Genomic DNA, 19,444 nt, shown 5'->3' on the forward strand with positions numbered 1-19,444 from the left:
CCAAAACTGCTGGGGGAGGTTGGGGAGTGCCGATGGATCGCGGTTCGGCGAATGGCATCGAACTGCGTCCGCGGGGGCCCCTCCCCCGGCCCCTCCCCGCTCGTTCCTCACGGAGAGGGGAGGATTCGATCCCGCTCCGGCAGGGATTGAGCTGCGTCCGCGGGCGCCCCCCACCGGCTCGCTTAGGCTCGCCACCTCCCCCAAAACTGCTGGGGGAGGTTGGGGGTGCCGATGGATCGCGGTTCGGCGAATTGCATCGAACTGCGTCCGCGGGGGGGCCCTTCCCCCGGCCCCTCTCCGCTCGTTCCTCACGGAGAGGGGAGAATTCGATCCCGCTCTGGACGGCCTGTGGATCGCATCACCCTCCCCCGCGCAGTTTGCGGGGGAGAAGCCACGCCGCCGCCAGCCCCCACCCAACCTCCCCCAGCGGTTTTGGGGGAGGTGGGCGAGTAATGCGAGCCCGGAGGGGGCGCCTGCCCCTCGCTCCGCACCCTGCCGAAGGGCCGGAGACGGGGAGGCCCCGTCGCACTTTCGCGCCGCGCTCCCTAACTTACGCGGCGATCCGATCCCCCGCACTCCGAGCGCGCGCCTGATGATCCACACCTCCCTCGCCGTCGCCGAGGCGCTGGCCGCGTTCCGGCCCGTCGTCGCGCTGGAAAGCACCGTGCTCGCCCACGGCCTGCCGCGCCCGCGCAACCTGGAGGTGGGGCTGGCGATGGAGGAGGCCGTCGCGTCCGCCGGTGCCGTGCCGGCCACCGTCGGCGTGGTGGCCGGGGTGCCGCGGGTGGGGATGGGGCGCGCGGAGGTGGAGCGCCTGGCGACGGCGGAGGGCGTGCTCAAGCTCTCCACGCGCGACCTGGCCGTCCCCGTGGCGCGGGGGCTGGACGGCGCCACCACGGTCGCGGCGACGATGTGGCTGGCGGCGCGGGCGGGGGTGCGGGTGTTCGCCACCGGCGGCATCGGCGGCGTGCACCGCGGTGCGGATCGCGACGTCTCCGCCGACCTGACGGAGCTGGGCCGTACGCCCATGCTGGTGGTGTGCGCCGGCGCCAAGTCCGTGCTGGACCTTCCCGCTACCCGCGAGGCGCTGGAGACGGCCGGCGTCCTGGTCGCCGGCTGGGGGACGGACGAGCTGCCGGCGTTCTACTCCGCCCGCAGCGGCATTTCCGTGGACGTGCGCGTGGACGACGCGGCGCAGGCGGCGGCGCTCTGGCGCGCGCACCGCGACCTGGGCCTTCCCGGCGCCATGCTGCTCTGCGTCCCCCCGCCCGCGGAGCACGCGCTGGACGCGGCGGAGGTGGATGGTGCCATCTCCGCCGCGCTGGACGGGGCGCGCCGCGAGGGCATCCGCGGCAAGGACGTTACCCCCTTCCTCCTGCGCGCCGTCGCCGAAGCCACGGGCGGCCGGTCGCTGGAGGCGAACGTCGCGCTGCTGCTGAACAACGCGCGCGTCGCCGCGTCCGTCGCGGTGGCCGTGGCGCGGGCGGACGGCGCGTGAGCAAGGACGCGCTGCGTGCCGAGGCGCGCGCCTTTCTGCGCGCCCTGCCTCCCGCCGAGCGCGCCGCCGCGCAGGCGCGCATCGCGGAGCGCGTATGGGACGTCCCGGAGGTCGCCGGCGCGCGGACGCTGCTCCTGTACGCCTCGCTCCCCGAGGAGGTAGCGACGGACGAGCTCGCGGCGGAGGCGCGGCGGCGGGGCATCACCCTGGTCTATCCGCGCTGCCTGCCGCAGGGATTGATGACGCTGCACGCCGTGGATTCCGCCGACGCGCTGCGTCCCGGCCGCTTCGGCATCCGCGAGCCGGACGCGGAGGCGTGCCCGGTTCGCGAAGTGGGGGAGATCGACGCGGCGCTGGTCCCCGGGCTGGCGTGGGACCGAGAGGGCCACCGCCTGGGCCGTGGCGGCGGCTACTACGACCGCCTGCTGGCGCACCCGGACTGGCGCGGCTTCCGTTGCGGCCTCTTCTTCGCCGCCCAGGAAACCCCCTCCGTCCCCCACGAGCCCTGGGACATCCGCCTGGACGCCATCGTCACGGAGCTGGAGGCGATCCGCTGATGGCGGTTGCTGGACGGAATGGACAAGGCGTGCTCGATCTGCTATCTTGATCCCATCGACGCACGGGCACGACGGGAGGAAAGATGGTGGACGAACAGGGGGATTTTGATCCCATCGCGCTGCGCGGCCGGCTGGCGGAGCGCAACGAGCACTTCGCTGAATTCCTCGATCACCCGCTGCACGGCGACGAGGTAGCCGCTTCGTCGCCCGGCTGGACGGAGTGGTACGCTTACCGCGCCCTTCCAGCGGATGCCCAGGATCCCCCCGGCCTCACCTCCGCCGATTTCGCGAGAGCGTATCGTGATATCCCGCACCCGGCCGGCATTCTGGACCGCAAGCGGGGCGAATAAAGAAGGGGTGGATGATCGGAATCATCCACCCCTTTCCTGTCCACCATTCCTACCTCAGAGCCAGCGGGCCGGCACGAGAAAACTCCGCTAACTCCGTTGACTCTGTGTGAGGCCCTTTTTCTTTTGTCAGCGCGACGCTGGCGCCGTGCGCTCCGCCGCGCCGATGGAGCGGGCCGCGGGCGGCGCGGGCTCGCGGCAGCGGCCGGCCTCCCACACCTTGCGCCAGCTTCCCTTGTCGCGCGAAACCGCCTCGTACCACGACTCCTGCGTGCCGAACACCTGCACCAGGATCTCGGCCCCGCCCGCGCCGTTCCAGTTCAGGTGGTCCACCAGCTTGGGCGCGCCCTTGCCCGTCTTGTCGTAGTCGCGCACCTCGGTGTAGACCGGCGTGTACCCCGCGCGCTGCTCGTAGCTGGCCACGTAGAACACGCTGTACCCCTCGGGGTCCGCCGGCCCCACGCCCAGGTTGTCGCCCACCAGGTAGGTGGACGCCATCTCCGACTGCCCGCCCAGCACCAGGTTCATGGCCTGCAGGTCGCGCTGCGCCCCCGGCCAGCTGCGCGGCCGCTGCAGCCCGTTCTGCAGCACCAGCCGCTCGGCGATGAGCGACGCGTAGCGCTGGATGGTGCCCTCCACCTGCGGCGGCGAGTACTCGCCGATCACCTCCGGCGCCAGGCCGCGGCGAAAGGCCAGGAACTCGCGCTCCGCCGCCGCCGCCGCCACCGTGCTGGCCTGCCCCGACGAGGTGGGCACCCCGCACGGCGTCACCGCGCCCGGGGCCCGGACGATCATCGTCCCCACCTCGGCGCCGCGGCGAAAGAGGACGAACTCGGTGTTCACGTCCATCACCGCCTGGCGAAAGCGCTGCTCGTACGCCTGCGGCGCCACGCCGGCGGGGCGCCGCAGCGTGCGCAGCGAGTCGCCCGAGATCTCGGCCACGGGCGTGAGCTGCGCCGTTCCGTCCGGGTTGCGGACCACGTGGAACAGCACCCGCCCGGTGGGCAGGCCCAGCCCCGCCACCGTGCCCGGGTCGGGGACGTTGGCGTCGCCGGCGCCGGCGGGCGGCGGGTTCACCACGTGAACGGCCGCGCCGCCCCATTCCACGTTGTCGCACGCGGCCAGAGCGGTTACAATCAGGGGCGCCGCCACGCGGACGGCGCGGGCTGCCACGACGCGCATCTTCACGGTCTCTGGAATCCCTTGGGGAAAGCGGGCCGGGCCACGTCCGGCCGGCTTTTGTTTTCCGGAAATGGCCGGGCCCTTGCACACGCGGGCGATGCAAGCAAGGACCCGGCCAGACCGGACCCGCGCGGCAAGCTACGACGGAAAATTCCCGCTGCCAAGATGATCGACGAGAGCGAGTTTCGCCGGGTGATCGGCCACTTTGCCACCGGCGTCTCCGTGGTCACCTCGTGCCGCGGCGACGGCGCCGCCTGCGGGCTTACCGTGAGCGCCGTGAGCGCCCTGTCGCTGGACCCCACCCTGGTGCTGGTGTGCGTCTCGCACGGCTCCGAGACGCACGGGTGGATCCGCGAGGCGGGCTACTACGCCGTCAACGTGCTGGAGGAGGGAAAGGGCGAAACGCTGGCCCGCCGCTTCGCCGGCGGCGGGGGCGAGGAGAAGTTCCGGGGCACCGCCTGGCGCCCCGAGCGCACCGGCGCCCCCGTGCTGGACGAGTCGCTGGCCTGGCTGGACTGCCGCGTGAGCGCCGCCCTCGAAGGCGGCGACCACACCATCTTCGTCGGCGAAGTGCTTGCCGCCGACGCGCGTGAAGGAACCCCGCTGCTTTATTATCGTGGAGGATACGGCCGATTCGAGTCCTGACGCCCGCCGCCCCGCGTGGCCGGTGCTGGCGCGCGCCGCGCTGGCCGGGCTGGCGCTGGGGGTGGTGGCGTTCGCCGCGGCAAGCCTGATCCTGTACGAGGCGCAGGGCGTGCTTCCCGCGGCGGGCGGCGTGGTGGCCACCCTGGCCGCCGCGCTGGCCGCCGGCCTGTGGGCCGGCTCGCCCGAGGCGCGTCCGGACCAGGCCCCCACCTGGCGCTGGGTGGGCGCGGGGGTGGCCGTGGCCCTGGCCGGCGTGTTCGCCGCGCTGTGGACCTACTTTGGCTGGGACCGGTACGGCGGCCCGGCGCGCGCGCTGGCGCTGCTCTTCCTGGTCGGCATCCCCGTCTACGCCATCGGCTTCCTGCTTCCCGCGCTGGCCGCCTGGGCCGCGCACTTCCACGGCTCGCCGGACGACGCGGACGACGCCGAGCCCTCCGGCCTGTCGCGCGGCGCGGAAGAGGCGGTGATGGCCGTGCTGGTGGGCGCGGCGGCGGGCGCGGCGCTCAGCGGCCTGCTTCTGCTGCCCATGGTGAGCCCCGGGCCGCTGCTGCTGGGCGTGGGCGCGCTGCTCACCTTTCCCCTCTTCTTTCCCCGCGAGGCCCGGGCGGCGGCGGACGGGGGCGAGCGGCTGCTGCACCAGGAAGAAACGGCGTACGGCACCCTGCGGGTCACGCAGATCGTGCACCCCGGCGGGCGGCGCCAGCCGGAGCTGCGGCTGTACGTGGACGACGAGATCGAGTCCGGCGAGCTGGAGCGCAGCGGCGCGCCCACCTTTGCCTACGTGGCCGCGGCCGAGCGGTGGCTGCGCGACACCACCCCCGCCGGCGCCACCTACCTGTTCCTGGGCGGCGGCGCGTACACCCTGCCGCGGCGCATGGCCGAGGACGATCCCGGCTCGCGCATCACCGTCGTCGAGCTGGACCCGGCGGTGAGCCGGCTGGCGTACCGCTGGTTCGGGGTGCGGCCGGAGCACGGCATCACCTCGCTGCACGGCGACGCGCGCGCCGTGGCGCAGACGCTGGCGCGCGGCGCGTGGGACCGCGTGGTGGTCGACGTGTACGGCGGCGGCGAGCAGGTGCCGCACCACCTGGTCACGGCCGAGGCCATGGGCCTCGTCCGCTCACTGCTGCGTCCCGACGGCGTGGCGCTGCTCAACGTGATCGGCGTGGCGAGCGGCGAGGGGGAGTGCCGCTTCTGGTCCGTGGTGCGCACGGCGGCCGCCTCGTTTCCCTTCGTGCGGCTGTACGTGCACGTGGGGCGCGACTTTCCCGACCGGCAGAACTTTCTGCTGGCCGCCACGGCCGACCCGTCGTTCGCGTTTCCCGCCAGGGCCGGGCTGTTCGAGCCCTGGCCGGCCGAGGAGTGGCCGGCGCTGGCGTGCGCCGTCGTGCTGCGCGACCGCGTGGACGGCGCGCAAACGCAGGCCGCGCCCCCCGTGGGCGGGGAGCGCGGCGGGGTGGCGGTGCCGGCGCGGGCGGACTAGCGGCCCTTGGACCGCTTCTGCGCCTTCTTCTGCTGGCGCTGCATCTCGCCCTGCATGAACTCCATGGCCTTGCGGCGCTGCTCCAGGTGGCGCTTCATCTGCTCGGCCTGCTTCAGCTTCTGGCCCGACGTGCCGCTGTAGCGCTGCTTGTCGAGCATGCGCTTCTGCCAGCGCACCATGGGCCCGGCCAGGTAGCGCACCACGAAGGCGCGGAACCACTTGCCCTTGCCCTTGTAGTCTTCGATCACGAAGGGGATGGCTTCTACCTGGTCCTGCAGCTCGCGGTGCTGCTGGTCCAGGGGCTTCTTGAGCTTCTTGCGCGTGCGGTTGAACATGGCGTAAGTCCCCAACGTCGGGATCGGGATGAATAGGCCTGGACCGGTCCGGCGGACGGCGCTCGGTACCCCGGCCCGCGGGGGCGGTTCTCGCCGCACGGACCGGGCCGGGGTGAATGGTACGGAGAAGTGCGGGCGGAGGGAAGTGCGGAGGGGCTTCTTCGCTCTCCGGACGGTTCGGCGCGGGGGCCCCGGCGCCCCCTCCGGGCTCGCACCACTCGCCCACCTCCCCCAAAACTGCTGGGGGAGGTTGGGGGTGGGGCCGGGAGAGGAGTGATTTCGATCGGGTTCGCACTGCGCCGGCCGGCGCCCCCCACCCCGGCCCTCCCCCGCAAACAGCGCGGGGGAGGGTGACGCGCTCGACAGCGTGTCCGGAGCGGGATCGAATTCTCCCCTCTCCGTGAGGAACGAACGGGAGGGGCCGGGGGAGGGGCACCCCGCGGGCGCCAGTTCGATCGGTGTCGTCGAGCCTCGATATTTCGGATCTACCAACCTCCCCCAGCAGTTTTGGGGGAGGTGCGAGCCTAAGCGAGCGGAGGGGGCGCCCGCGGGTCGCGCCAGAGCCTTGAAGATCCACAAGATCCAGAAGATCCAGAAGATCCAGAAGATCCAGAAGATCCGGACGATCGCAGTCCATCAATAGAAAAACGTCCACGCAGCCAACGCCGTTGAAGATCGCACATCTCGCAGACCTGCACCTTGGCTACCGCGCCTACCACCGCGTCACCCCGCGCGGCGTGAACGTGCGCGAAGCCGACGTGGCCGACGCCTTTCGCCAGGCCGTGGCGCGCCTCGTCGAGCTCCGCCCCGACCTGGTGCTGGTGGCGGGCGACGTGTTCCACACCGTCCGCCCCTCCAACACCGCCATCGCCGACGCCTTCCGGCAGCTCAGCCTGCTCACCGAGCGGGTGCGCGACCTTCCCGTCGTCCTCATCGCCGGCAACCACGACTCGCCGCGCAGCGCCGACACGGGGAACATCCTCAACCTGTTCCGCGAGATCGACGGCGTGCGCGTGGCCTGCGACGAGGCGCGCACCATCAGCATCCCCGAGGTGGAGACCAGCGTCTTCTGCCTTCCCCACGTCGCCCTGGCCACCGAGGGCCAGCCCGACATGGAGCCCGACGCCGGCGCGCGCCACAACGTGATGGTGCTGCACGGGTCCATGGAGGGGCCGCGGACGGCGGGCAAGATCAGCTACATCTCCGAGTACGGCGGCGCCATCATCCCCGAAGAGCGCATCGTCGCCCCCGACTGGGACTACGTGGCGCTGGGGCACCACCACACCGTCACCGAGCTGGAGCCCAACGTGTGGTACGCCGGCGGGCTGGAACGCACCTCCACCAACATCTGGGCCGAGAAGGAAGACAAGGGCTTCCTGGTCTACGACACCGCCTCCCGCACCGCCGAGTTCCACCCGGTCGAGACGCGGACGATGGTGGACCTCCCCAAGATCAGCGCCGAGGGCGTGGGCTCCGCCGAGCTGGACGAGACCATCCTGGCCGCCGTGGGGCGCATTCCCGACGGGCTGCGGGGCAAGATCGTGCGGATGGTGGTCTACGACGTCCCGCGCGCCGTCGTCCGCGAGCTGAACCACAAGCGCATCCGCGAGTGGAAGTCCGAGGCCGTGCACTTTCACCTGGACGTCCGCCCGCCCGAGGTGCGCCGCCGCATCGGCACCGGCGCGCCCGTGCGCCGGCAGACGCTGCAGGAGCAGGTCGCCGGCTACCTGCGCAAGACCTGGGAGCTGCGCGACAAGCGGTTGGAGAAGGAGCGGCTGGTGGAGCTGGGCACGGCGTACATCGACCGCACGGGCGAGGAGATCCTTCGATGAAGCTCCTTTCCCTGCGGATGAAGAACTTCCGCCAGCACTCCGACAGCACCATCACCTTCCGGTCCGGGCTCACCGGGATCATCGGCCCCAACGGCGCCGGCAAGTCCACCATCCTCGAGGGGATCGCCTGGGCGATGTACGGCGCGTCCGCCGCCCGGGGCACCAACGACACCATCCGTTTTTCCCGCGCGGGCGCACGCGCGCGCGTGGAGGTGGAGCTGGCCTTTTCGCTGGGCGGCCACGAGTACCGCGTGCTGCGCACCCTGCACGGCGCCGAGGTGTTCCTGGACGGGGGCCCCACCGCCGTGGCCTCGGGGGTGGGCGGCGTGTCGGGCTACCTGCAGTCGCGCGTGGGGATGTCGCGCGACGAGTTCTTCAACACCTACTTCACCGGGCAGAAGGAGCTGCAGTTCCTGGCCGCCATGGGCCCCGCCGACCGCGGGCGCTTCCTGAGCCAGGTGCTGGGATACGAACGCCTGCGCCGCGCGCAGGAGCTCGTCCGCAACCGCCGCAGCGAGCTGCGCAGCGAAATCCGCGGCCTGCGCGCCTCCCTGGGCGACCGCGACGAGCTGGTGGGCCTGCTGACCGCCGCCAGCACCCGCGTCACCGAGGCCGTCGACCGGCTGAGCGCGGCGCGCAAGGAAGCGGAAGAGGCGGCCGCGGCCGAAAAGGCGTTCGCGCCGCGGTGGGAGAAGGCCGAGAAGGACCGCGAGCGCTTTCGCGAGCTCAGCCACGTCATCGAGGCGGCCGAGCGCGACCGCGACGGCGCAAAGCGCGAGCTGGAGCGCGCCTCCGCCGAGCTGCAGGTCGTGGACGCGGCCGAAAAGGAGCTGGCGCCGCTGCGCACGCAGCTGGGCGAGCTTCCCGCCGCCACCGAGGCGTGCGAGCGCTTCACCGTGCTGGCGCGGCAGGAGGAGGGGCGCAAGGCGCTGGCCCGGCAGCTGGCCGACCTGGACGCCGAGCTGACCCGCGCCCGCGAGCGCCGCGAAAAGCTGGAGAGCGCGCCGGAGCTGGAAAAGAAATACTCCGCCGAGCTGGAGGCCCTGCGCGCCCAGCGCGACACCGTCGCCGGCACGCTGGACGAAAAGAAGTCCGCCTGGCTCGCCGACAAGCAGGATGCCTTCACCAAGCTCACCGGCTACCGCGACCGCGCCTCCGAGCTGAAGGGGCAGATCGCGGAGATCGAACGGCTGGGGCCCGAAGGCACCTGTCCCACCTGCGGTCGCCCCGTCGGTAAAGACTATGAGCGGCTGCTGGAGGAGCTGCGCGATCAGTGGACGCTGCTGGTGCAGGACGGCAAGTGGTGGGCAAAGCGGCACGAGCAGCTGGAGCCCCGCCCCGAGGACCTGGTGGAGCTGGAGACGCTCCTTCCCCAGCTCAACGAGGCGGTGGATGACCGCGCGCGCAAGCTCACCCGCTGCCAGAGCGCGCTGCAGGAGCTGGAGCAGCTCAGCACCGACCTGGCCGCCCGCACCGCCCGCGGCGAAGAGCTGCGGGCGGAGCTGGCCGCCCTTCCCGGCGGCTACGACGCCAAGGCCCACCGCGCCGCGGACGACCGGCTCAAGGCCCTGCGCGAGGTGGAGAAGCGCGCCGCCCGGCTGGAAGAGGCCGTCACCCGCCGCGCCGCCGCCGCGCTGGACGAAAAGCAGGCCCGCGAGCGCGAGGCCGCCGCGCTGGCGGTCGTCAGGAAAGCGGGGAAGGAGCGCACGGCGCTGGACTTCAGCGAAGAAACGTTCGCCGCCCTGCGGGTGGAGCACGACCGGCTGGCCGAGGCGCGCCGCGCCGCCGAGCTGCGCGCCGCCGAGGCCCGCGGCGACGCCAACACCGCCGAGCAGGTGCTCCGGAGCGCCCGCGACGCCGTCACCCAGTACGACGAGCGCGCAAAGACCATCGCCGAGCAGGAGGCGGACCTTCACTACCACGAAGAGCTGGACGCCGCGTACACCGACCTGCGGCAGGAGCTCAACGACCAGGTGCGCCCCGAGCTCTCCGAGATCGCCAGCGCCTTCCTCGCGCAGCTCACCGACGGCCGCTACACGTCGATGGAGATCGACGAGTCGTACAACCTGATGGTGCTGGACGAGGGCGAGGAGAAGCCCGTCATCTCCGGCGGCGAGGAAGACGTCGCCAACCTGGTCCTGCGCCTTTCCCTGTCGCAGATGATCGCCGAGCGCGCCGGCCACCCGCTGTCGCTGCTCATCCTGGACGAGGTGTTCGGCTCGCTGGACGTGGCGCGCCGCGACAACGTCGTCCAGCTGCTGCATCACCTGGAAGACCGCTTCGAGCAGGTGATCCTCATCACCCACATCGACGGGATCCGCGAGAGCCTGGACCAGGTGCTGCGCGTGGAGTACGACGAGCGCGCCGGCTGCAGCCACGTCCGCGAGGAGTCCGTGCACGGCGATGAGTACCCGGAGGCTCCGATGGCCGCGGATTGAGGTGAGCGGGTGAGCGGGTGAAGGGGTGAAGGGGTGAAGGGGTGAAGGGGTGAAGGGGTGAAGGGTGTTCTCCGTTCGGTCGATGCAGAAGGGCCCGAGACCCTTCTGCGATCCCGACAGCCCGCGGCAATGGCGAATGAACTTGCTGCAACAGCCACACGAAGCCCGCCTTCGCGGGCTGGCCTGCAGTGGAGGAGCCGGAACCTGAAGTGCCCGCCCAAGCGTCCTGGCGGGCCGGCCCTTCTGCACCCGAGCAGGTGAAGCCCCGTTCGGCGAGCGTCAGCGAGCCGAGACGGGGCTTCTGGCCTTTCCAGCCGCGGGCTTTAGCCCGTGGTGGCGGGCGCGGCACGGACCCCGGCGCGTCGCACCCCTCACCCGTTTCACCCCGTCACCCGTTCACCCCTTCACCCGTTCACGTTGACATCCGCCGCAGAAGTCGAGAGATTGCCGATCCCCTGCCGTCGCGGATCCCGACCATTCCCGGATGTCTCCGACCCCCACGCTCGACGAGTTCCTCGCGTTTGCCCGCGACGCCACGCTGGTTCCCGTGGTGCGCGAGTTTCCGTTCGACACCGACACCGCCGTCTCCGCCTTCCACAAGCTGGCCCGGCCCCCCTTCGGCTTTCTGCTGGAGTCGGTGGTGGGCGGCGAGACGTGGGCGCGCTACACCATCCTGGGCACCGAGCCCCGCGCCGCGTGGCGGCTGTACGGCCGGCGCATCGAGACGTGGACCCCCGCCGAGGGGTGGCGGGACCAGGGCGAGAGCGGCGACCCGCTGGGCGCCTTCGACCGCATGCTGCGGGCGCACCGCCCCGCCGAGATCCCCGGCCTTCCCCGCTTCTGGGGCGGCGCCGTGGGCTACTTCGGCTACGACGTCGTCCGGCTGATCGAGCACCTTCCCGACGCCCCGCCCGACGACCGCGGCCTGCCGGACGCCGTCTTCATGCTGACGGGAACGGTGCTCGTCATCGACAACCTGTTCAACCGCGCCCGGGCCGTCGTCGCCGTGCAAACGGATGGGGTGTCACAAGTTGACCTGCCCAGACGTTATCAATCCGCAATCGACGAGCTGGACCGGCTGATCGCGCGGCTGCAGCAGGAAAAAGGCCCGGCGCCGCTGGACCTGGGCGACCCCGGCGGCGAGGCCGACGACCCGTTCGAAAGCACGATCGCGCGGGACGCGTTCGAAGACGGGGTGCGGCGCATCCAGGAGTACGTCCGCGCCGGCGACGCCTTTCAGGTGGTGTACTCGCAGCGGCTCACGGTGCCCTTGAAGGCCCGGCCGTTCGACCTGTACCGCGCGTTGCGCACGCTGAACCCGTCGCCGTACCTGTTCTACCTGGACCTTGACGGCGTGCGGCTGATCGGCTCGTCGCCCGAGGTGATGGTGCGGCTGGAGGAGGGGACGGTCACGGTGCGCCCCATCGCCGGCACCCGGCGGCGGGGAAAGGACGCCGAGGACGACCGGCGGCTCTCCGAAGGGCTGCTGGCGGACCCCAAGGAGTGCGCCGAGCACCTGATGCTGCTGGACCTGGGGAGGAACGACGTGGGCCGGGTGGCCCGCTGGGGCACCGTCACCGTGCCGCAGCGCATGGTCATCGAAAAGTACTCCCACGTGCTGCACATGGTCAGCACCGTCCAGGGCCGGCTGCGCGACGGGATGAGCGCGATGGACGTGTTTCGCGCCTCGTTCCCCGCCGGCACCGTGAGCGGCGCGCCCAAGGTGCGGGCCATGGAGATCATCGACGAGCTGGAGCCCGTGCGCCGCGGGCCGTACGCCGGCGCCGTGGGCTACTTCGGGTACGGCGGGCAGACGATGGACACGGCCATCGCCATCCGCACCGTGGTGGCGCGGGAGGGAAGGGCTCACGTGCAGGCGGGCGCCGGCATCGTGGCCGACTCCCGCCCCGCCGACGAGTACGAGGAAACGCTGAGCAAGGCACGCGCCCTCCTCCGCGCCGTCCGCATGGTCGGCGGGTAGCGGGGCCACCGCCCGGGACGCCATCATGTCCGCATTCGCCGGGAGCAGTTCGTTGCACACCCTTGACATGATCGAACGCCCGTTCTACATATCACGGACTCACGCCCAGCAGCATTCAACCGTCCCGCACCGCCGGGATCTGTCCCAGCGCCGCAGGCCGGCGAGACCGAACGGAGCGTTCCCGCGCGAACACGCGCGTTTTTCCATCAGCCAGCAACCGTCCATCCTTTCGCAGCAGGAGGTGTCGGCGACCCCAGATCTCTACGAACCTCGGCAGGGCAGTGCCCCGATCGGGCCGCCCCGGCGCCTTCCATGGGCGTCCGGCGCAAGGCCCGGCGCGACGCGCGATGCATTGGACGTCCGCGTGCGCAGGCATCGGAAACAATCCCTCGGCGGTCCCCCCTGGACCGTCGGCACACAGGAGGACGAGGAATGAGACAATTCCGTCGGCTGATCGCGGTCCTGATCGCGGCGGCCCTCGCGCCGGTCTCGCTGCTGGCCCAGGAGGCCGCAACGGTGACTGGTCGAGTGACCAACGCGCAGGGTGGACCCGAGGCTGCGGTGCTCGTACGCATCGAGAGCCTCAACGCCGGTGCGAGCACCGGTGCGGACGGTACGTACCGTCTGGTCATCCCGGGCGGGCGCATCCGCGCCGGCCAGTCCGTGCAGATCACGGCTTCGCGCCAGGGTCTGTCGCAGGTGTCGCGCAGCGTCACGCTGTCGCCGGGCGCCACGCTTACCCAGAACTTCACCATGGCCGCCCAGATCATCCTCCTCGAGGATGTGGTGGTCACGGGTACCGCGGGTGCCGTCGAAGAGCGCAAGGTGCCCTTCGAGGTAGCCCAGGTGTCCGGTGAGGACATCGTGGTTCCGCCGTCCAACGCCGCTTCCGCGCTCCAGGGCAAGGTGGCCGGCGTCACGGTGGTGCAGGGCAGCGGCCGCCCCGGCTCCGCTCCCTCCGTGCTGCTGCGCGGCCCCAAGAGCATCAACGCCTCGGGCCGTGACCAGGAGCCGCTCTACATCGTGGACGGCGTCATCCTGAACGCCAGCATCTCGGACATCGACGCGCTGGACATCGAGGAGATCGAGGTGCTCAAGGGCGCCGCGGCCGCCTCGCTGTACGGCTCGCGCGCGGCCAACGGCGTGATCCAGATCCGCACCCGCCGCGGCAGCGCCATCTCGGACGACCGCGTGCGCTACGTGGCCCGCACCGAGTTCGGCCGCAGCAACATCCCGGGCACCCCGGACGCGCTGCTCACCGAGTCGCACCACTACAAGCTGGTCGACACCGACAGCGGCCAGTTCTTCGTGAACAGCGGCGGCCAGCTGTGCGCGTTCCAGGACTGCGTCGGCCTGACCATCGCCGGCTCGGACGCGTTCCACACGTACCAGAACCAGGCCTACCCGGGCCAGACGTACGACCAGCTGGACCGCTTCTTCCGCGAGGGCGACTTCTCGCAGCACTACGTGGCGGCCGAGGGCCGGGCCGGCCTCACCAACTTCCACGTGTCGTACAGCAACCTGAACGACGCGGGCATTCTGCCGGGTCTCGAGGGGCAGAACCGCCACAACTTCCGCGTGAACGTGGACCAGGCCATCCGCAGCAACATCGCGGTGCAGGCCAGCGCGTTCTACAGCCGCAGCGAGTCGGACCAGTTCCCCGAGGGCAACGGCAACCCGATCTTCGATCTGACCCGCATGCCCGCCGGTGTGAACCTGTTCGCCTGCGAGGACGATCCGGCGACGGACGCCGACGAGCGCCAGAACGAGTGCCTGGACGACCCGAACAACCTGGTCCTTCAGCCGCACCCGACCAACACCGAGAGCTCGAACCCGATCTACGACCTGCTGAACCGCGACTATCGCACCCGTCGCGGCCGGTTCATGGGCAGCGCGAACCTGCGCGTGTCGCCGGTGAACTTCTTTGACGTGGACGCCAATGTGAGCTACGACCGCCTCGACCGCTCGGACGAGGACTACTACCACAAGGGCTACCGCACCATCACGCCGAGCCCCACGTTCAACGAGGGCTACCTGGACCGGTACCAGCTGCTTACCGAGGCGCTCAACGCCAGCGTCACCGGTACCTTCCGGTTCGACCTGACGGACAACATCGCCAACCGTACCCAGTTCCGGTACCTGTACGAGCAGGCGGACGCCGAGGACGTGTTCACCGCCGGCTACGACTTCGCGGTGGGCGGGCTGCGCAACTTCGACATCGCCGATCCGGACAACTTCAGCGCGCAGAGCTCGCTGGAGCCGGTGCGCTCCGAGGGCTACTTCGCGATCACGAACTTCGACATCGCGGACCGCTACATCATCGACGCGCTGGTGCGCAACGACGGCAGCTCGCTGTTCGGGCCCGAGCAGCGCCGCCAGTGGTACTACCGCCTTGCCGGCGCCTGGCTCATCTCCGAGGAGCCCTGGTTCAACCTGCCGGTGATGGACGAGCTCAAGCTGCGCTACTCGCGCGGCACCGCGGGCGGCCGTCCGGCCTTCGCGGCGCAGTACGAGACGTTCGACGTGAGCGGCGGCTCGGTGGTGCCGATCACGCTGGGCAACGTCGACCTGAAGCCCGAGTTCACCACCGAGGACGAGGTGGGCATCGAGTTCGGGTTCCTCGAGGGCCGCGTGCAGCTGGACGTGAACTACGCCCGCTCGGTCACCGAGGACCAGATCCTGCCGCTGCCGCTGCCGGCCTTCACGGGCTACCGCACGCGGACCACCAACGCCGGCACCCTGGAGAGCAACACCTGGGAAGTGGCGCTGGACACGCGCCTGCTCGAGCGCGGCAACTTCGCCTGGAACGCGCGGCTCAACTACGACCGCACCCGTTCCAAGATCACCGAGCTGGCCGGTTCCGGGTTCCGCTACGGCGTGCCGGGCCAGGCGCTGGCGACCGCGTTCTTTGCCCGTCAGGGCGAGGAGCTGGGCACCTTCTACGGCGTGCAGTTCGCCGAGAGCTGCGAGCACCTGCCGGCCAGCATCGCCGGTGAGTGCGACCAGTTCGCCGTGAACGACGACGGCCTGCTGGTGTGGGTCGGCGAGGGTGGTTCGCTCGAGGATCGCAACTGGGGCACGCTGGCCCCGGCCAACATCCGTCTGGCGGGCACGTTCATGTCGGCGCTTCGCTGGGGCCAGCCGTTCGGCGGCCTGTGCGTGGACCGCGTGACGGGCAACCAGACCGACTACTGCCCGCTGGGCCGCACGCTGCCCGACTACTCGGTCGGCCTGTCGTCCACCATCTCGTGGGGCGGCCTGTCGGTGTACGGCCTGCTCAACGCGGTGCAGGGCATCTCGGTGTACAACCAGCCGCTGCAGTGGGCGGTGTTCCAGAACCAGGCCGGTCTGTCCGACCAGGCCGGGATTCCGGAAGAGCTGCAGAAGCCGATCTCGTACTACGGCGACCTGTACGGCGCCAGCGGCCTGGGCGCGAGCTCGGCCTTCGTCGAGGACGGCAGCTTCGTCAAGCTTCGCGAGCTCTCGTTCCGCTACAGCCTGGGTGACCGCATCCTGGGCCGCTTCCCGGGGATCTCGGGCGTCGACGGCCTGACGCTCATGCTCACGGGCCGCAACCTCAAGACCTGGACGGACTACCGCGGCTTCGACCCCGAGGTCGGCGCCACCGGCGGTGAGACGGGCTCTGCCGCGCTGGGCCGCGTCGAAGGGTACCAGTACCCCAACTTCCGGACCTGGACGCTGGGCGTCGAGGTAAACTTCTAAGCGGGGGATTTTCAGACCATGAATACATTCCGGACAATGGTCGCCGGCTCGCTGCTGCTCTTCGGAGCAGCAGCGTGCGCCGACCTCGAAGTCACGAACCCGAACAACCCGGGTCGTGAAGTCGCCCTGACCTCCGCCGGCGACGTGGAGTCCCTGATCCAGGGCTCCTTCGGCCAGTGGCTGCTGGGCGAGCAGTGGGACGGAGACCCGACGGCTTCGCCGGCGTTCGCGCTGTCCACGCAGGCGTTCCAGTGGACCTCGACCGCGGCGAACTTCGGAATCCTGACGTACTCGCGCCTTCCGCGCTCCGAGATCCGCAACACGGTGACCCACCGGGAGTACCCGGTGATCGACTACTCCTGGAACCAGAACTACCGGGCGCTGTCGGCCGTGTCCACGGGCCTGCGGGCGATCGAGGCCAACGAGGACTGGGCCGACGAGCTGGGCGCGACGGGCGTGCTGCGCGCCAAGATCTTCGGCAAGTTCATGCAGGGCCTCAGCCACGCGTCGATCGCGGTGCTGTACGACAAGGGCTTCATCATCGACGAGACGGTGGCGGTGCTCGACGAGAGCGGCGCTCCGGCCCAGCTGGGTGAGCCCAAGACGTACAACGAGGTGATGAGCGCCGCGATGGGCTACTTCGACGCGGCCATCGCCATGGCTTCGTCGCCGGCGGCGGCCAGCATCACCATCCCCTCCGACTGGATGTTCTCCACGAAGGGTGATGCGAACGTGACGATGACGGAGCTCATCGCCATCTCGAACTCGCTGCAGGCGCGCTACCGCGCCAGCGTCGCCCGCACCCCCGCGGAGCGTGCGGCGGTGAACTGGACGCAGGTCATGGCGGACGCGCAGGCCGGCGTCACGGCCGACTGGCAGATCAACCAGGACCAGGCGCTGACGGACCTGGGCGTGTTCCTGCTGGCCTACCCCACGCTGTCCACGTGGGGCCAGATGCCGCTGTTCATCATCGGCATGGCCGACCAGTCGGGCTCGTACCAGGCGTGGCTGAGCCGCCCGCTAGGCGCGCGCTACCCCACCAACCCGTACCCGACCGGCGAGCGCGTGCTGATCCGTACTCCGGACAAGCGCTTCGCGCAGGGCAACACGCAGGCCGAGCAGCTGGCGAGCCAGGGTACCTGCACGTCGACGACGTGCCCGGCCCTGCCGTACTTCCGCTTCTCCGCGGCGACCCAGCACAACCGTCCCGAGCGCGGCGAGTGGCGCTGGTCGTGGTACCGCCCGCTGGGCGTGCTGCAGCCGAGCGCCTACTACACCTCGCACCCCTGGATCAAGGCCGACGAGATGCGGCTCCTGATGGCCGAGGGCCGGTTCCGCACGGGCGACTTGGCGGGCGCGGCTACCATCATCAACGAGACGCGCGTGGGCGTGGGCGGTCTGAACGCGACCAACGCGGCCGGCCTCAACACCAGCTGCGTGCCCAAGCTGCCGAACGGCAGCTGCGGCAACCTGTTCGAGATGCTGAAGTGGGAGAAGCGCCTGGAGACGTACATGACCGGGCCTTATCACACCACGTGGTTCTTCGACGGGCGCGGGTGGAATGACCTGTACGTGGGCACTCCGCTCCAGTGGCCGATGCCGGCCGCCGAGGCGGGCGTGCTTGGCCTGCCGGTCAACACGTACGGTGGCGCGAACGAGTTCTCCGCGCCGGGCAGCACGTACGGCTTCGACCAGTAAGCCGGTTTCCGCTGGTTCGTAAAAACGGGGGTCGCGTCGCAAGACGCGGCCCCCGTCTTCGTTCGTCCTGCCGGTCCGCAAAAGACCTGTTCGTGTCATACCCGATCCGGATCAGTTGCCATGCCGCCCGGACTGCCTGGCCTCACGCAGAGGCGCGGAGACGCAGAGGCGCGGAGGAAGCAGAGTCAGACTGCTCTGCTTCCCGCGTGTGATGCTCTTCTACCAGATGCTTGGCCCGATTGTGCATTCCCCCGCGGGCCGTCTCATCCTTTCATGCTCATACCAGATCCTGAAAAAGAATGATCGTACAGAGGAACAGAGTCAGACAGAGGAGCCAGGACGACGTTCAGCTCTCTTCTCTGTCTGACTCTGTTCCTCTGTACTCATGAAAGGTGTTGTTTTCCCGGATCGGGTATCATGATTCCAGGCGCGGGGGGCGGGAACGCCGGGGGATGGGGGAACGAACACGGGCCCACCCGCGAGACGCGGATGGGCCCGTAGGCCTTCACAGGCGACCCGGCAGGGCCCTTAGACGAGCACCACCGGCGCACCGACCGGCGACAGCATGGCGTCGCCCGGCGGGGGCGGATCCTTCGGCGAGTCGCCGGGGGACTTGCCGTCAGGAAGCGTGGGCTGGCCTCCGCCCCCACACGCCCCAAACGCCACTGGCGCCAGCACGCAGAGTGCAATAAGCTTTCTGGTCAGTTTCATCTTCACGTCTCCCTTGCTTTGCTGCATCGCCGCCTTTGCGACGCGCAAGATGTGTTCATCCGCCCACCCTAACCTATAACCTCTCGCCATGCATAAGTCAAGCCCATTCCCGCGCTTGCTGATGTTCGCCATGGTGTCGTCCGCCCTGTCCGCGTGCACTCCGGCCGCCACCTCCGCCCCGTCCGCCTCGCCGTCCGACGGCGAGGTGCGCGAGGCGCGCGGCCGCTCGGACGTGATCACCCAGGAGCAGATGGCGGAGCTGAGCTCGCTGAACCTGTACCAGGTGATCGAGCGCATCCGGCCGCAGTGGCTGCGCAGGTCCGCCCGCAGCCTGTCGGGCGGGGACGAGGTGGTGGTCTTTCAGGACGCCAGCTTCCTGGGCGGCCCCGAGGTCCTGCGGCAGCTTCACCCGGGGCTGGCGCGCCGGCTGCGCTACCTGGACGCGGCCACCGCCTCCGCCACCCTGGCGGGGCTGGGCTCGCGCAAGGTCCTGGGGGCCATCGTCATCGAGACCCGCTAGCCCTTAGCCGGTGACGCCGTTGCCCTCGGTCGAGAACCCTTCCAGCCGGCCGCAGGCCAGGACCTCGTTGCGGTTGGCGGGGTCCACGACGGCCGCGTAGTACGCCAGCCCCCGCTCCAGCGAGCCGTTGATGAACGTCTGCGCGATCTCGGCGTCGCCGTTTGCGTCGGTGGTCAGGTTGGGGTACGACCCCAGCACCCCGATGCGGCGGGTGGACGACGCCGTCGTGCACGGCCCCTGCCCGATCTCCCACGCGTAGGTGGTGTTGGGCTCGCCCACCAGGGTGATGCCGGCCTGGATGGTGGTGGCGCGGCGGGTGACCGCGGCCACGGTGGCCGTGGGGTCCTCGAGCCCGATCTCGGGGATGAGCCGGGCCTGCCAGGCGGTCTGCTGGTGGTACTTGATGTCGGTGCAGCCGGCGGTGCCGGCGAGAAGCGCCGCAATGGCCAGCGCGGTGCGTGCTGCGGTCATGGTGGTTCCAGGGTTCACGTTCA

15 protein-coding genes are annotated in these 19,444 nt (G+C 70.6%); 11 read left to right on the forward strand and 4 right to left on the reverse strand.

What is annotated here, in order from left to right; all coding sequences use genetic code 11:
- Nucleotides 1–592 precede the first annotated feature (592 nt).
- The 3 genes from VGC13_RS21130 to VGC13_RS21140 all read left to right on the forward strand — a co-directional run bounded on the left by VGC13_RS21130 (nt 593) and on the right by VGC13_RS21140 (nt 2,405).
- Nucleotides 593–1,498: a pseudouridine-5'-phosphate glycosidase gene (locus VGC13_RS21130; protein WP_331127273.1), complete on the forward strand. Its 906-nt coding sequence runs from the start codon at nt 593–595 to the stop codon at nt 1,496–1,498.
- Nucleotides 1,495–2,055: a 5-formyltetrahydrofolate cyclo-ligase gene (locus VGC13_RS21135; RefSeq protein WP_331127274.1), complete on the forward strand. Its 561-nt coding sequence runs from the start codon at nt 1,495–1,497 to the stop codon at nt 2,053–2,055. The genes VGC13_RS21130 and VGC13_RS21135 overlap by 4 nt, the downstream gene beginning before the upstream one ends.
- A gap of 83 nt (nt 2,056–2,138) precedes the next feature.
- On the forward strand, nt 2,139–2,405 hold the full coding sequence (locus VGC13_RS21140) for a hypothetical protein (protein WP_331127275.1): 267 nt from the start codon (nt 2,139–2,141) through the stop codon (nt 2,403–2,405).
- A 126-nt stretch (nt 2,406–2,531) separates the two neighbouring features.
- Here VGC13_RS21140 and VGC13_RS21145 read toward each other — a convergent pair whose 3' ends face one another.
- The gene (locus tag VGC13_RS21145; protein ID WP_331127276.1) at nt 2,532–3,584 is read right to left on the reverse strand and encodes a hypothetical protein; all 1,053 of its coding nucleotides are present in this window, start codon (nt 3,582–3,584) and stop codon (nt 2,532–2,534) included.
- 165 nt (nt 3,585–3,749) lie between these two features.
- Between VGC13_RS21145 and VGC13_RS21150 the strand changes: the two genes are divergently transcribed.
- Together VGC13_RS21150 and VGC13_RS21155 are read left to right on the forward strand one after the other, a co-directional pair.
- Nucleotides 3,750–4,229, forward strand: coding sequence for a flavin reductase family protein (locus VGC13_RS21150; RefSeq protein ID WP_331127277.1), 480 nt, complete (start codon nt 3,750–3,752; stop codon nt 4,227–4,229).
- On the forward strand, nt 4,174–5,712 hold the full coding sequence (locus VGC13_RS21155; protein WP_331127278.1) for a fused MFS/spermidine synthase: 1,539 nt from the start codon (nt 4,174–4,176) through the stop codon (nt 5,710–5,712). Before VGC13_RS21150 ends, VGC13_RS21155 begins: the two co-directional genes overlap by 56 nt.
- Here VGC13_RS21155 and VGC13_RS21160 read toward each other — a convergent pair.
- Nucleotides 5,709–6,047, reverse strand: coding sequence for a hypothetical protein (locus VGC13_RS21160; RefSeq protein ID WP_331127279.1), 339 nt, complete (start codon nt 6,045–6,047; stop codon nt 5,709–5,711). The genes VGC13_RS21155 and VGC13_RS21160 overlap by 4 nt on opposite strands.
- A gap of 668 nt (nt 6,048–6,715) precedes the next feature.
- Here VGC13_RS21160 and VGC13_RS21165 point away from each other — a divergent pair.
- The 5 genes from VGC13_RS21165 (at nt 6,716) to VGC13_RS21185 (ending at nt 17,719) form a co-directional block, all read left to right on the forward strand.
- Nucleotides 6,716–7,879, forward strand: a complete 1,164-nt coding sequence (locus tag VGC13_RS21165) for an exonuclease SbcCD subunit D (protein ID WP_331127280.1) — start codon at nt 6,716–6,718, stop codon at nt 7,877–7,879.
- A complete protein-coding gene (locus VGC13_RS21170; protein ID WP_331127281.1) occupies nt 7,876–10,317 on the forward strand; it encodes an SMC family ATPase in 2,442 nt (813 codons plus the stop codon). Before VGC13_RS21165 ends, VGC13_RS21170 begins: the two co-directional genes overlap by 4 nt.
- A 484-nt stretch (nt 10,318–10,801) precedes the next feature.
- Nucleotides 10,802–12,298 carry an anthranilate synthase component I gene (gene trpE, locus VGC13_RS21175; protein WP_331127282.1) on the forward strand — a complete coding sequence of 499 codons (1,497 nt, stop codon included), beginning with the start codon at nt 10,802–10,804 and terminating at the stop codon, nt 12,296–12,298.
- Between the two features lie 432 nt (nt 12,299–12,730).
- Nucleotides 12,731–16,021: a SusC/RagA family TonB-linked outer membrane protein gene (locus tag VGC13_RS21180; RefSeq protein ID WP_331127283.1), complete on the forward strand. Its 3,291-nt coding sequence runs from the start codon at nt 12,731–12,733 to the stop codon at nt 16,019–16,021.
- A 36-nt stretch (nt 16,022–16,057) separates the two neighbouring features.
- Nucleotides 16,058–17,719: a hypothetical protein gene (locus tag VGC13_RS21185; protein WP_331127284.1), complete on the forward strand. Its 1,662-nt coding sequence runs from the start codon at nt 16,058–16,060 to the stop codon at nt 17,717–17,719.
- 528 nt (nt 17,720–18,247) lie between these two features.
- On the opposite strand, the gene VGC13_RS21190 is transcribed toward VGC13_RS21185, so the two are convergent.
- Nucleotides 18,248–18,430, reverse strand: coding sequence for a hypothetical protein (locus VGC13_RS21190; protein WP_331127285.1), 183 nt, complete (start codon nt 18,428–18,430; stop codon nt 18,248–18,250).
- 121 nt (nt 18,431–18,551) lie between these two features.
- Between VGC13_RS21190 and VGC13_RS21195 the strand changes: the two genes are divergently transcribed.
- Nucleotides 18,552–18,950: a hypothetical protein gene (locus VGC13_RS21195; protein ID WP_331127286.1), complete on the forward strand. Its 399-nt coding sequence runs from the start codon at nt 18,552–18,554 to the stop codon at nt 18,948–18,950.
- A 3-nt stretch (nt 18,951–18,953) separates the two neighbouring features.
- Here the strand turns inward: VGC13_RS21195 and VGC13_RS21200 are convergent, their stop codons facing one another.
- The gene (locus VGC13_RS21200) at nt 18,954–19,421 is read right to left on the reverse strand and encodes a hypothetical protein (RefSeq protein ID WP_331127287.1); all 468 of its coding nucleotides are present in this window, start codon (nt 19,419–19,421) and stop codon (nt 18,954–18,956) included.
- Between the last annotated feature and the right edge of the window lie 23 nt (nt 19,422–19,444).

This window comes from Longimicrobium sp., from assembly GCF_036399255.1.
Classification (GTDB): domain Bacteria; phylum Gemmatimonadota; class Gemmatimonadetes; order Longimicrobiales; family Longimicrobiaceae; genus Longimicrobium.